This is a genomic window from Streptomyces longhuiensis (genome assembly GCF_020616555.1).
GTDB lineage: Bacteria > Actinomycetota > Actinomycetes > Streptomycetales > Streptomycetaceae > Streptomyces > Streptomyces longhuiensis.
Genome location: NZ_CP085173.1, coordinates 7,094,112 through 7,106,953, shown reverse-complemented (window position 1 = coordinate 7,106,953; position 12,842 = coordinate 7,094,112). Strand labels below are relative to the sequence as shown.

The window sequence follows — 12,842 nt, the reverse complement described above, 5'->3', positions numbered from 1 at the left end:
CACCCTCACAGCCTCGGGTCGACCGGCTCCGACTCGAGCGCGAGGACCGCGAACACCGCCTCGTGGACCCGCCACAGCGGCTCCCCGGCCGCCAGCCGGTCCAGCGCCTCGAGACCGAGCGCGTACTCGCGGATCGCGAGCGAGCGCTTGTGCCCGAGGAAGCGGCCGCGCAGGCGCTCCAGGTGGTCGGGGCGGGTGTACTCGGGACCGTAGATGATCCGCAGGTACTCGCGGCCACGGCACTTGATGCCGGGCTGTACGAGCCGGCCCTTGCCGTCGCGCGTGAGCGCCTCGACCGGCTTGACGACCATGCCCTCGCCGCCGCGCCCGGTCATCTCCAGCCACCAGTCGACACCGGCGCTCACGGACGCCTCGTCACCGGTGTCCACGAAGAGCCGCCGGGTGGTCTGCAGGAGGCCGGACCCGTCGTGCTCGACCATGCGGTCGATGAGGGCGAGCTGCTCGTCGTGCGGCAGCGCGGCCAGCGACCTGCCCTGCACGGCCAGGATCTGGAACGGCGCGAGCCGCACCCCGTCGAGCCCGTCCGTCGTCCAGCAGTAGCGCCGGTAGGCGTCCGTGAACGCGGCCGCGTCGGCGGCCCGTTCACGCTGTCTGCCGAGCAGTTCGCCCACGTCGACGCCGCGTGCCGCCGCCGCTTCCAGACCGGCGATGACGTCCGGGAACACGGCACCCGACGCGGCGCCCACGGCGGCGTACTGCGAGCGCAGCAGGCCCGACGCCTTGAGCGACCAGGGCATCAGCTCGGTGTCGAGCAGCAGCCAGTCCGTGTCGAGCTCGTCCCACAGGCCCGCGTCGGTGGCGGCGGCGCGCACCCGGCCGAGGATCTCCTCGGTGACCTGCTCGTCGGCGAAGAAGGACCGTCCCGTACGGGTGTAGAGCGCGCCGGTGGGACCTTCCGGGACGCCGAAGCGCTCACGCGCCACCTGCGCGTCCCGGCACACCAGGGCCACGGCCCGCGAGCCCATGTGCTTCTCCTCGCACACGACGCGCCCGACTCCGTCGGCGGCGTACTGGGCGAAGGCCTCGGCGGGGTGCTCCAGGAAGTGTTCATCAGCGGCTCCGCCGCGGGCTCCCGCGCCGGCGCTCGCCGTGGGCGCCATGGTCGGCGGCAGGTACGGGACCAGGCGCGGGTCGACGGCGAAGCGGCTCATGACCTCCAGGGCCGCCGCCGCGTTCTCCTCGCGCACGGCGACGCGTCCGGCGTGGCGCGTCTCGACGGACCGCCGCCCGTGCACGTCGGCGAGGTCGAGCGGCCGCCCGTCCTGCCCGCCGGGCGCCTCGGTCCGCAGCGGCCTCGACGGCTCGTACCAGACCTTCTCGGCGGGTACGTCGACCAGTTCGCGCTCCGGCCAGCGCAGCGCGGTCAGCTTGCCGCCGAACACGGCGCCGGTGTCGAGGCAGACGGTGTTGTTGAGCCAGGTGGCCTGCGGGACCGGCGTGTGGCCGTAGACGACGGCCGCGCTGCCGCGGTACTCCTCGGCCCACGGGTAGCGCACCGGCAGGCCGAACTCGTCGGTCTCGCCGGTCGTGTCCCCGTACAGCGCGTGCGAGCGCACCCGCCCGGACGTGCGCCCGTGGTACTTCTCGGGCAGGCCCGCGTGGCACACGACGAGCTTGCCCCCGTCGAGGACGTAGTGGCTGACGAGGCCGTCGACGAACTCGGCGACCTCCTGCGTGAACTCCTCGCTCTCGCCCGCGAACTGCTCGACGGTCTCGGCGAGGCCGTGCGTGTGCTGGACCTTTCTGCCCTTGAGGTAACGGCCGAACTTGTTCTCATGGTTCCCGGGCACGCACAGCGCGTGGCCCGACTTGACCATCGCCATGACGCGGCGCAGGACGCCCGGGGAGTCGGGCCCCCGGTCGACGAGGTCACCGACGAACACCGCCGTACGGCCCTCGGGGTGCACACCGTCCACGTAGCCGAGCCGGGTGAGCAGCGTCTCCAGCTCGGAGGCGCAGCCGTGGATGTCGCCGATGATGTCGAAGGGACCCGTGAGGTGCGTGAGGTCGTTGTAGCGCTTCTCGCGTACGACCTCGGCGCTGTCGGCCTCCTCGACGCCGCGCAGGATGTGCACCTTGCGGAAGCCCTCGCGCTCCAAGTGACGCAGGGAGCGCCGCAGTTCGCGGGTGTGCCGGGTGATGACGCGGCGCGCCATGCCGGCCCGGTCGGCGCGCTCCGCGTTGCGCGCGGCGCAGACCTCCTCGGGGATGTCGAGGACGATGGCGATGGGCAGCACGTCGTACTGCCGCGCCAGGTCGACCAGCTGCTTGCGGCTCTCCTGCTGGACGTTGGTCGCGTCGACGACGGTGAGCCGTCCGGCCGCGAGGCGCTTGCCCGCGATGTAGTGGAGCACGTCGAAGGCGTCGCGGCTGGCGCTCTGGTCGTTCTCGTCGTCGGCGACGAGCCCTCGGCAGAAGTCGCTGGAGATGATCTCGGTGGGCTTGAAGTGCCGCCGCGCGAAGGTCGACTTGCCGGACCCCGAGGCGCCGACAAGGACGACGAGGGACAGGTCGGTGACGGGGAGCGTACGAGCGTGGGAACCGGTGGTGGTCATGCGGCCTTCGCCTCCTTCGGGCCCGGGTCGGTCAGGGTCTGGTCGGTGAGGGTGAAGACGGCCATCTGCGTGGGCGGGCCGACCTCCGGGTCGTCGGGTCCGACGGGCTCGAACTCCACGCCGTAGCCGTGCCGTTCGGCCACCGCGCCCGCCCAGGTACGGAACTCCTCGCGGGTCCACTCGAAGCGGTGGTCGCCGTGCCGGACGTGTCCGGCGGGCAGGGTCTCCCAGCGGACGTTGTACTCGGCGTTCGGTGTCGTCACGAGGACCGTCCTCGGCCGCGCGGAACCGAACACCGCGTACTCCAGCGCGGGCAGCCGCGGCAGGTCGAGATGCTCGATGACCTCACTGAGTACCGCCGCGTCGTATCCCTTGAGCCGCTTGTCGGTGTACGCGAGCGAGCCCTGGAGGAGCGTGACGCGGGAGGCCTGGCGCTCTCCCATCCGGTCGATCCTGAGGCGCCGGGCGGCGATCGTCAGGGCCCGCATCGACACGTCGACACCCACGACCTCGGTGAACCGGGCGTCCTTGAGCAGCTCGTGCACCAACTGGCCCTGTCCGCAGCCCAGGTCGAGCACGCGCCCGGCCCCGGCGGCCCTGAGCGCGGCGGCGATGGCTTCGCGCCGCTGAACGGCCAGCGGTACGGGCTGCTCCTCGGTGTCCGTCGCCTCGTCGACCGCGTTGTCGATGTCCTCCACGTCGGTGTCGTCCGCGTCGGCGAGCCGCACCAGCTCCAGGCGCTCCATGGCGCTGCGGGTGAGCGCCCAGCGCCGCGAGAGGTAGCGGCTGGTGATCAGCTTCTGCTCGGGGTGCGTGGGCAGCCAGCCCTCACCCGCCCGGAGCAGCTTGTCGACCTCGTCGGCCGAGACCCAGTAGTGCTTGGCGTCGTCGAGCACGGGCAGCAGCACATACAGATGCCGCAGCGCCTCGGCGAGCCGCAGCTCGCCCTCCAGGACGAGACGCACATAACGCGAGTCGCCCCACTCGGGGAACTGCTCGTCGAGCGCGACCGGGTCGGCCGTCACCGTGGCCCAGCCGAGCGGCTCGAAGAGCCGGCGCACCAGCGCCGCCCCGCCGCGCGCGGGCACCGCCGGCACCTCGATACGCAGCGGCATCGGCTGCTCGGCCCGCTCGGGCATGGCCTTGCACTGTCCGCGCAGGGCGCTGGAGAACACCGCGCCGATCGCCACGGCGAGCAGGGACGACGCGGCGTACGGCCGGTCGTTCACATACTGCGCGAGCGCCGCGTCGGGGGCGCCTCCGCGGCCTTTGCCCTTGCCGCGGCGCACGAGCGCGACCGGATCCACCTCCAGGAGCAGCGCCGCGGTGCAGCGCTCCGCGGACGCCTCCGGGTAGAGGACGTGCGCGGTTCCGTGCGAGGTGGAGAACGCCTGCGCATTGCCGGGATGCTTGTGCAGCAGAAACCCGAGGTCGGTCGCGGGGCGTTCAGGGGTGCCGGTCGTGCTGATCGTCAGGAACACGTGTCCGAGTATGGTCCGCCGGTAGCGCCCCCGACCACGCATTTCTCCCGGGGACGCTGCGGTTCTAAGAGGTCACCAGAAGTGACCGGTGCATGATGGCTGAATGGATCTTCGAGTATTCACAGAACCGCAGCAAGGCGCGACCTACGAGACGCTTCTCCGCGTGGCGAAGGCCGCCGAAGACCTCGATTACGGAGCGTTTTTCCGGTCCGACCACTACTTGCACATGGGCTCCACCGACGGGCTCCCCGGCCCCACCGATGCCTGGATCACGCTGGCCGGCCTCGCCCGCGAGACCAGGCGGATCCGCCTGGGCACACTGATGACCGCCGGCACCTTCCGCCTCCCGGGCGTCCTCGCGATCCAGGTGGCGCAGGTCGACCAGATGTCGGGCGGACGTGTGGAGTTGGGTCTCGGCTCCGGCTGGTACGGAGCCGAGCACGAGGCTTACGGCATTCCCTTCCCGAAGGAGAAGTTCGGCCGTCTTGAGGAGCAACTCGCCATCGTCACGGGCCTGTGGAGCACGCTCGTCGGCGAGCGCTTCGACTTCAACGGCACGTACTACCAGCTGAAGGACTCCCCCGCGCTTCCCAAGCCGGCACAGAACAAGGTGCCGGTCCTGATCGGCGGGCACGGCGCCAAGCGGACCCCGGCGCTCGCCGCGCAGTACGCCGACGAGTTCAACATCCCGTTCGCGTCGCTCGCCGACACGGAGCAGCAGTTCAAGCGGGTCCGTGCGGCGGCGGAGCAGCGCGGCCGCAGCGCCGACAGCCTCGTCTACTCCAACGCCCTGGTGGCGTGCGTGGGCAAGACCGACGCCGACGTCAGGCGCCGCGCCGCCACGATCGGCCGTGATGTGGACGAGCTGAAGGCGAACGGGCTCGCCGGTTCGCCGGCCGAGGTCGTGGAGCGCATCGCCGCGTACCAGTCCGTCGGCTCGCAGCGGATGTATCTCCAGATGCTCGACCTGGACGACCTGGACCACTTGGAGCTGATCGCCACCGAGGTGATGCCCCAGCTCTCCTAGACCACGGACCTCCTGGCTCCCTGGGCCGCTTCACGGCTCACCGCTGACGGCTCACCGCTGCCGGCTGACGGCTGACGGCTGACGGCTGACGGCTGACGGCTGAGCGTCAACTCCGCTGGTCACGCCGCTCCGGCCCCGCCCCCGTCGGGTGAACATCCGTCAACCGGGCACGTGGCCGGGGCGCGCGCCAGTGACCCGTCCGGCGAGTGATCGTTGGCTCGGGCGGAGCCGGACCGCCCGGCACCCGCACCGGTGGCTGCTGCCGCTGCCGGGCGACGCTTGCGTCACCTGCTCTCCCCCGCGGGAGGGCGAGGGCCGAGGAGGCCGTCATGTCCCAGGAAGCCATGTCCGAGCAGGTCGTGCACGAACCGGCCGCGCCGGATCAGAAGGGCGCGCCCAAGGGGCTGCTCCAGCAGATGGAAGAGCTGATGGCCGCGCTCAACGCGGATCTGTCGCAACTCGACGCCGACCTTCAGCAGTCCACCGGACCCGGCGCCCCGTCCGCCGACGAGGGCCACCGCCTCTGACCCCGCCGGGGGCGCGTCGCACCGATGCCGGTGCGCCCCCGAAGCCCGCTGCCACAGCCACAGGCGTCCTACGCTGCCGAGTCCGGCTCGGATTCCGACATGGTGTCGCGGCGCAGCCCGAGCCGGCGGATTATCTCGAGGACCCTGTCCCGTGATTCGTCGGCGGCGTCGATGGCGTCCATGCAGTGCCAGTAGGCCCCTTCCTCCTCTGCCTCGCTGGCTATGCCCACCAGGGCGATCCCCACTTCTCCGAGCAGCGCGGCCAGACCGATCAGCGCCTTGTGCGCCTCCGCCAGCTCCGTGAGCTGAGCCGCCCGTATGCCGCCCGACCCGATGACCGGGATCGCCGAGCCCGAGCAGCCTCTGCCTCCTGCCTCGCTCAGTCCGAGCGCCTCGCCCCTCAGCTCCGGCGGACCCTCTCTCGCCAGTCTGTTCCCCATGGCCTGTGCGAGGGCCTGGGCCTGCCATGCCTCCCGCGTGATGGCCGGCGCGTCCTGGCTCTCCGCCAGGGCCCGTCGGCTCGCCCTGATGAGTCGCACCGCGTCCATGCGCCGCCCCCGTCCCGAACTCCCTTGTCCACTACCCAGAGTGAGGGTCCGAATGGCGAAAAGCCAGAGGACGACCGAAATCTGTGGACACGGAATCGAATGTTGATAATTCCGTGACTCCATAGAGTGACAAGACCGGTCATGCGGGCCCTCCAGCCGGTCTCAGCCCTCCCCAGGAACCGGAAAACGGTCCTCGTTGCGGTCGATCTTCGCCGACAGGGCCGCCAGCGCGTCGATCCCCAGCACCTCGCACAGTTGCAGCAGATACGCGAGGACGTCCGCGACCTCGTCGCGCACGCGGTGCGCCGTGTCCGGGTCCGTCATCACGCCGGCCGACTCCTCCGGGGTCAACCACTGGAAGATCTCGACCAGTTCGGACGCCTCCACACTCAGCGCGGCCACCAGGTTCTTCGGCGTGTGGTACTGCTCCCAGTTCCTGGCCGCCGCGAATCGGGCCAGCCGGCGCTGCAGCCCCGCCACATCAAGTTCTGTCACGGCCCCAGGTCTACCACTGCGGCGCCGTGCTCCCGCGCCGCCCACGTCCCGTCGCCGACCGCCCCCGCGAGCCGGATGTGCCCGCGCCCGCACATCCGCACCGCGAGCGCCGTCAGCTCCCGCAGTTGCCGCGGGTCGAGGCTGCGGTCGAGGCCGTCGGCGAGGACGGTGAGCGTCTGGTACGCCTCGGGGACCTCCGCCGCCGGGTCGACCGCGAGCACCCTGGGGCCGGTGAGCAGGACCAGGGCGAGCGCCAAGTACCTCAACTCGCCGTCCCCGAGCCGGTCGACGGGGGTACGCAGCCCGTCGCCGCGGTCGAGCACGGCCCGTACCGTGCCGTTGCCGAGGTCCTCCGACAGGACGTCGGCGACGGGTCCCGCACAGCCGGCGCGGGCCGCGGCGACGAGCAGCGCGTGCCGGGTGCCGCACTCGGAGCGTGTGCGCCACAGGACGGCGGCGAGGTTGTCGCAGCCGCTCAGGAGACGGTCGGCGGTGGCCGGGGCGGGGCGGCGCATGCGGTCGGGCCGGGGGTCGCAGGAGAAGACGGAGCGCAGGGCGACCACGACCTGTTCCGCGGCGGCGATGACGAGCCGCTGGCCTTCCGTCTTGCCCGCGACACGCAGCGGCAGGAGCGCCGTGCCGAGCAGGTCGTCCGGCAGGGGGGCGCGGGTCACGGGAGTGGCCCCGGCCGTGTGCCAGGCGGCCTGGACGACGCGGCGTCCGGGGTCGCGCAGGGCGGTCTCCAGGAGAGTGCGTCCGTCGCGGGTCAACCGCGCGCCGACGATGCGCAGTTCGGGCTCGGCCTGGACCGCGAGGTCGAGGCGGACCGGGCCGACGGGCCCGGTGACGGTGCAGCCGATGCGGAAGCCGCGGCGTCGCTGTGCGTCGGGGCGGGCCCGGTCGGGGACATAGGCGGACGGGTCGGGGAACACCTCGTCGAGGGCCGCGCCGCCGCCGAGCCGGGCCAGGCCCTCGTAGGCCTTCAGAGCGCTGGACTTGCCGCTGCCGCTCGGTCCCGCGAAGAGGGTCAGCGGGCCGAGCGGGAAGCCGACGCCTCGGTGGGCGGCGAACGCGGAGAGCCGCAGTTCGGTGAGGCTCGGCCGGTCCTGGGGGGCCGGGGGTGCGCCGCCGTCCCGCGCGAGCAAGGTCATGTCCCGGACGGTAGGCGGCACTCCGCCCGGAGAACCGTTCTTCCGGGCGGACCTTCCTTCGATCGGGGGACCGGAGGGCCTGGGCCGGCTGACCAGGCCCTCTCGTCCGGATCATGCCGGGCTCGGCCGGGCCCGGCACCGCTCCCTGATCCGGCCTGACCCGAACGAAAAGCCCTAGACCCGGGGAACGGCCCCCGCCACGAAGTCCTGCACCTCGGTGCCGGGAGGGGCGAGGAGGAAGACATTGCGGTCGACACGGTGCATTCCGCAGCCGAGGCCGAGGACCACGCCGCTGCTGAAGTCCAGGACGCGCTTGGCGACATCGGACTCGGCGCCGCTCAGGTCGAGCAGCACGGGAATGCCCGTCATCACGGTCTCGGCGACCTCGCGGGCGTCCGCGAACACGTTGACCCGCAGCACGACGAACCGTCGCCGCGCCTCGGTCTCCGCTTCGGGAACGGCCCTGTGGTCGACCGCCGACGGCCATGCGTTACGGCCGCGCAGAGGTACGACCTGGGCGAGCCCTTCCCACTGTTCGTCAGTGACGTCGTGGCTGTTCACTGCCCCCACCCCGTCCGGGCTCGTACTTTTGTCTGCACCCGCCATTCTTACGCCAAGTCACCCGTTCAGCCCAACAGCGACACGGTCCGCATCCGCCGTGGTGGCGGGCGCGGACCGTGCCGGGCGGGCGGATCCGGGGTCAGGAGGCGATCGCGACGGCGTCCACGGCCCTGACGCGCAGGGTCCTGCGGGCCGTGCCCAGACTGGTCACGAACGTCGCCGTGGCCGCCGACGCCACGACCGCGAGCCAGATCCCGAGGCCCTGGCCGGGCAGGAGCGAGTCGCTGCGGACGGCGGTGAAGGGCACGATTCCCGCGAGGCCCGCGACCGTGCCGAAGAACACCCCCGTCACCGTGAGCACGAGGCTCTCGACCGCGACCGTCCCGAGGACCTGCCCCGGCGTGGCCCCGGCCAGACGCTGCTGCCCGAACTCGCGGACCCGGTAGGAGGTCGCCGCGTACAGGGTGTTGACGAGCATCACGCAGGCGAAGACGACGATGATGCCGACGACCACGAAGTTGAGGGTCTCCAGGTTCTTGTCCTCGACGGACTTGGCGAGACCGGACACCTTGATCGCGTCGTTCTCGACGGCCTGCATGTAGAGGGTGGCCGTGGCCATGCCGGTGAAGAGGATCAGCGGCATCAGGACGCCGGAGAGCTGCTCGGCTCGCTGTCGCATGTTCCGTACCGTCAGATGTCCGCTCGCGCCGGTGAGTGCGGTGAGCAGGGGTTCGGCGTGGCCTACGAGTGCGCGCAGCAGGGCCGGGGACAGGAGCGCGAAGCCTACGGAGAGCAGGATCGCGCCGTAGGCGGGCGCCGCCATGAGGGCCGCGTCGGTGGCCTTCATCGCGAAGGTGCTCAGGACACCGGCGGCGCCGACGGCGAGCGCGCCCCAGGCCGCGAACCTCCGTGCCCTGCCCCGCCCTTGGCGCACTCCGGCGGCGGCCCTCGTGGCGCGGCGCACCGCGAGGAAGGCGGCGCCCGCCGAGGCGAGCAGGGTGACGGCGAGGCCGGACATGAGGGCGACGGGGCCGAAGACGTGGTCGACGCCGTCGGCGACCTGGCCGCTGTCCTTGAACACGTCGAGCAGGGCGTGGCCGCCGAGCATCGCGGGCCCGACGGCGAGCACCCAGCCGGCGAGGGCGACGATCACGGACTCGCCGACGATCAGGCGCTTGATCTGGGCGGGGGTGGCTCCGGTGTGGCGCAGAAGGCCGATCTCGTCCGTGCGTTGGCGGACGTTGACGGTCAGGGTGGAGGCGACGGCGAAGAACACGAGGAGGGTTCCGTAGCCGCCGACGACACTCGCCGCGGTGGTCAGGGTCTCCGCGCTGACGTGGTCGACGCCGGGGACGCCCGCCGTGTCGTGCAGCGAGTTGAACGTCATGATGATCGCCGCGCCGAGGAAGGCGGACAGGAGCGTCGCCAGGAGGCGGCCGGGGCGCAGCCGGACGGAGCGCAGGGCGAGTGCGAACACGGCTCACACCCCCGCCGGCGTGGTGTCGCCGAGGTGCGCCAGGCGTTCGGCCACGGCGTCGGCGGTGGGTGCGGTCATCTCGCCGGCGAGGCGGCCGTCCGCGAGGAAGAGCACGGAGTCCGCGTACGCGGCGGCGACCGGGTCGTGCGTCACCATGACGACGGTCCTGCCGTGCAGGCGCACGGCTTCCTGGAGGAGGCGCAGGACGTCGCGCGCGCTGCGGGTGTCGAGGGCGCCGGTCGGTTCGTCCGCGAAGATCACGCTCGGTTCGGTGACGAGGGCGCGGGCGATGGCGACACGCTGGCGCTGGCCTCCGGAGAGCTGGTCGGGGCGATGGCCGAGGCGGTCGCCGAGCCCGACCTGGGTGAGGATCTCCTGCGCGCGGGCCCGGTTGACGCGCCGCCCGGCGAGCCGGAGCGGCAGGGTGGTGTTCTGGGCGACGGTCAGCGTCGGCAGCAGGTTGTACTGCTGGAAGACGAAGCCGATCCGGCGGCGGCGGAACCTGGTGAGGGCCGCCTCGGTGCCGCCCGTCATCTCCTCGCCGTCGACCATCACGATGCCGCTGTCGGGCCGGTCCAGTCCGGCCGCGCACTGCAGGAGCGTGGACTTGCCGGAGCCGGAGGGCCCCATCACGGCGGTGAACGTCCCGCTCCGCAGACTCAGGGTCACGTCGTCGAGTGCGGTCACGGCGTTGTCGGCGCCCTCACCGGCCCCGTACGTCTTGCTGACCTTGACGAGGCGCAGGGCCTCGCCGCCGTGCCCTGCCGGTCCGCTGCCGCCCGCCCGGCCCGTACGTCGGAACATGGTCTCTCCCCGTCCACCGTCGTCGTCACGGCGCTGTCTGCGCCATGACCACGACGTTAGGGACGGCGGCTTTCCGGCACATGGGGCGTACAGCCCGGACCTCGGGTGTTGCTACGTACACCCCGCGCATGCGGGTGCCCGGGGGCCGGGTCAGGTGAGGTCGATGTGCACGTTGGTCGACTTCACGCGGGCGATGGCCTGCATGCCCACTTCGAGGCCGAGCTCCTCGACGGCCTCGCGGGTCAGGAGCGAGACGAGCCGGTGCGGGCCCGCCTGGATCTCGACCTGGGCCGCCACGTCGCCGAGCTTCACGCCGGTGACGATGCCGGGGAAGGCGTTGCGCGCGGAGGTGTACGAGGCGTCTTCTCCGTCGGGTCCCGACTGGCCGACCTCGATGGAGAAGGCGGCCAGGTCCTGGCCGCGGATCAGGCGGCGGCCGCCCTCGTCGCGGTGGGTGGCGACGCGGCCCGCGTCGGCCCAGCGACGTGCCGTGTCGGGGCTGACGCCGAGCAGACGCGCCGCCTGACCGATGGTGTAGGACTGCATGCGCGGAACACTAGACGGCGGCCGATGCCCCGTCACATCCCTGGTCGCACCGCCGAGAGCACAGCGCGAAGTGACACCTGGGAAGCCCTCCCCGCAGACGCACCACGAAGTCCCCCCGGAAGCCCCCCTCAGACACACCACGAAGCCCTCCCGAAAGCCCCCCGCAGACGCACCACGAAGCCCTCCCGAAAGCCCCCCGCAGACACACCACGAAGCCCTCCCGAAAGCCCCCCGCAGACACACCACGAAGCCCTCCCGAAAGCCCCCCGCAGACACACCACGGACTCACCCCCGCGACGTCACGACCCCGTTGGCACGCCCCGGAGGTCACACCCCCGAAGGCACCACGCTGCGTCCCGTCTCATGGGCGTACAGCGTCGTCCGGTCGCGCAGGGCGGCGTGCACCGCCATCTGCGCGTCGCGGCGGCGCTGGGCCGGGCCGTCGGGCAGGTGCAGCACGCCGGCGTTGCCGCGGGAGCCGCGCTGGATCTCGGCCGTGCGCGGGATGCGCAGGGACTCGTAGCGGGCGAGTCGCGTGCCGGTGGGCTCGTCGGTCGGGGCGGCGAGGCAGGCCGCCAGGTCCATCGCGTCCTCGATGGCCTGATTGGCGCCCTGTGCCATGAACGGCAGCATCGGGTGCGCCGCGTCGCCGAGAAGCGTGATGTGGCGGCTCGACCACTGCCGCAGCGGCGGCCGGTCGTGGAGCGCCCACTGATGGGTCACGTCGACGGCCTCGACGATGTCGGAGACCAGGCCGGTCCAGGAGCCGAACGCGCGGCGCAGTTCCTCCGGGTCGCCGGGCGCCGACCACGACTCGGGCGGCGCGTCCGTCATGGGGACGGTCGCGGCGAAGCTGAGGTGGCGGCCGCCGGAGACCGGATAGCAGACGAAGTGCCCGCCGGGGCCGAGCCAGAGCCGCACGAGCGCGGCGCGGGCCTCGTCGGGGAGCCGGTCCACGGGGACCAGGCCCCGGTAGATGCCGAGCCCCGCGAAGACCGGCTCGTCGCGCAGGAACGTCTCACGCACGGTCGAGTGGATGCCGTCGGCGCCGACGACGACCTCCGCGTCGCGGACGGTGCCGTCCTCGAAGGTGAGCCGGGCGCCGTCGTCGCCCAACTCTGCGGCATCGCGCAGGCGTTGGCCGAGCCGGAGGCTGTCCCGGTCGACCAGAGAGAGCAGCACCTCGTGCAGATGGGCGCGGTGGATCGCGTAGTACGGCGCCCCGAACATCCGCTCGCAGTCCTCGCCGAGCGGTGTACGGGCGATGGGGCGGCCGGTCCAGCCGCGCACCTCCATCGCCTCGATGCGCACGGCGTGCTCGCGCAGCGCCGGGCCGAGGCCGAGGCGCAGCAGCGGCCTGATCGCGTTCGGCGAGAGTTGGACGCCCGCCCCCACCTCCGCGAGACGCCTGGTCTGCTCGAAGACCACGTACGGCAGGTCGTGCGCGGCCAGCGCGCCGGCCAGTGCCAGGCCTCCGATGCCCGCGCCGACCACAGTGATCCGCGGCCGTTCCCCTTCGCCCACTTCCCCGAACCGCACGTCTGGGACCGCCTTCCGCGTCGCTGTCTACCGGCCATGTGCGCGGCGGTGCGAGGAGCCCGGTGGCCCGGGGTCCCGCCCTTCGCCGCTCCCAGAGCATCGGCGGCACC

12 protein-coding genes are annotated in these 12,842 nt (G+C 72.4%); 2 read left to right on the top strand and 10 right to left on the bottom strand.

Annotated elements, in window-relative coordinates:
- Positions 1 to 5: 5 nt before the first annotated feature.
- Together LGI35_RS32675 and LGI35_RS32670 are read right to left on the bottom strand one after the other, a co-directional pair.
- Complete coding sequence (locus LGI35_RS32675; protein ID WP_227297879.1) at positions 6 to 2,576, bottom strand: polynucleotide kinase-phosphatase; 2,571 nt, start codon at positions 2,574 to 2,576, stop codon at positions 6 to 8.
- Positions 2,573 to 4,057 carry a 3' terminal RNA ribose 2'-O-methyltransferase Hen1 gene (locus tag LGI35_RS32670; RefSeq protein ID WP_227297878.1) on the bottom strand — a complete coding sequence of 495 codons (1,485 nt, stop codon included), beginning with the start codon at positions 4,055 to 4,057 and terminating at the stop codon, positions 2,573 to 2,575. The genes LGI35_RS32675 and LGI35_RS32670 overlap by 4 nt, the downstream gene beginning before the upstream one ends.
- Positions 4,058 to 4,160: 103 nt before the next feature.
- On the opposite strand from LGI35_RS32670, the gene LGI35_RS32665 reads away from it, so the two are divergent.
- Together LGI35_RS32665 and LGI35_RS32660 are read left to right on the top strand one after the other, a co-directional pair.
- Positions 4,161 to 5,084: an LLM class F420-dependent oxidoreductase gene (locus tag LGI35_RS32665; RefSeq protein WP_227297877.1), complete on the top strand. Its 924-nt coding sequence runs from the start codon at positions 4,161 to 4,163 to the stop codon at positions 5,082 to 5,084.
- 329 nt (positions 5,085 to 5,413) lie between these two features.
- Positions 5,414 to 5,611, top strand: coding sequence for a hypothetical protein (locus LGI35_RS32660; RefSeq protein WP_227297876.1), 198 nt, complete (start codon positions 5,414 to 5,416; stop codon positions 5,609 to 5,611).
- A gap of 68 nt (positions 5,612 to 5,679) precedes the next feature.
- Here LGI35_RS32660 and LGI35_RS32655 read toward each other — a convergent pair whose 3' ends face one another.
- From LGI35_RS32655 to LGI35_RS32620, 8 genes are all read right to left on the bottom strand, one after another.
- Positions 5,680 to 6,159, bottom strand: coding sequence for a DUF6099 family protein (locus LGI35_RS32655; protein ID WP_227297875.1), 480 nt, complete (start codon positions 6,157 to 6,159; stop codon positions 5,680 to 5,682).
- A gap of 162 nt (positions 6,160 to 6,321) precedes the next feature.
- A complete protein-coding gene (locus tag LGI35_RS32650) occupies positions 6,322 to 6,654 on the bottom strand; it encodes a nucleotide pyrophosphohydrolase (RefSeq protein ID WP_227297874.1) in 333 nt (110 codons plus the stop codon).
- Positions 6,651 to 7,805, bottom strand: a complete 1,155-nt coding sequence (locus LGI35_RS32645; RefSeq protein ID WP_227297873.1) for an AAA family ATPase — start codon at positions 7,803 to 7,805, stop codon at positions 6,651 to 6,653. The genes LGI35_RS32650 and LGI35_RS32645 overlap by 4 nt, the downstream gene beginning before the upstream one ends.
- Before the next feature lie 174 nt (positions 7,806 to 7,979).
- Positions 7,980 to 8,366: a cell division protein SepF gene (locus LGI35_RS32640; RefSeq protein ID WP_116508805.1), complete on the bottom strand. Its 387-nt coding sequence runs from the start codon at positions 8,364 to 8,366 to the stop codon at positions 7,980 to 7,982.
- A 139-nt stretch (positions 8,367 to 8,505) separates the two neighbouring features.
- On the bottom strand, positions 8,506 to 9,843 hold the full coding sequence (locus tag LGI35_RS32635; RefSeq protein WP_227297872.1) for an ABC transporter permease: 1,338 nt from the start codon (positions 9,841 to 9,843) through the stop codon (positions 8,506 to 8,508).
- 3 nt (positions 9,844 to 9,846) lie between these two features.
- Positions 9,847 to 10,647 (bottom strand): ABC transporter ATP-binding protein, encoded by an 801-nt coding sequence (locus LGI35_RS32630; protein WP_227297871.1) that lies wholly within the window; start codon positions 10,645 to 10,647, stop codon positions 9,847 to 9,849.
- 150 nt (positions 10,648 to 10,797) lie between these two features.
- Complete coding sequence (locus tag LGI35_RS32625; protein ID WP_227297870.1) at positions 10,798 to 11,193, bottom strand: TOBE domain-containing protein; 396 nt, start codon at positions 11,191 to 11,193, stop codon at positions 10,798 to 10,800.
- Positions 11,194 to 11,520: 327 nt separating this feature from the next.
- Positions 11,521 to 12,732 carry an FAD-dependent monooxygenase gene (locus LGI35_RS32620; protein WP_227297869.1) on the bottom strand — a complete coding sequence of 404 codons (1,212 nt, stop codon included), beginning with the start codon at positions 12,730 to 12,732 and terminating at the stop codon, positions 11,521 to 11,523.
- Positions 12,733 to 12,842 lie beyond the last annotated feature (110 nt).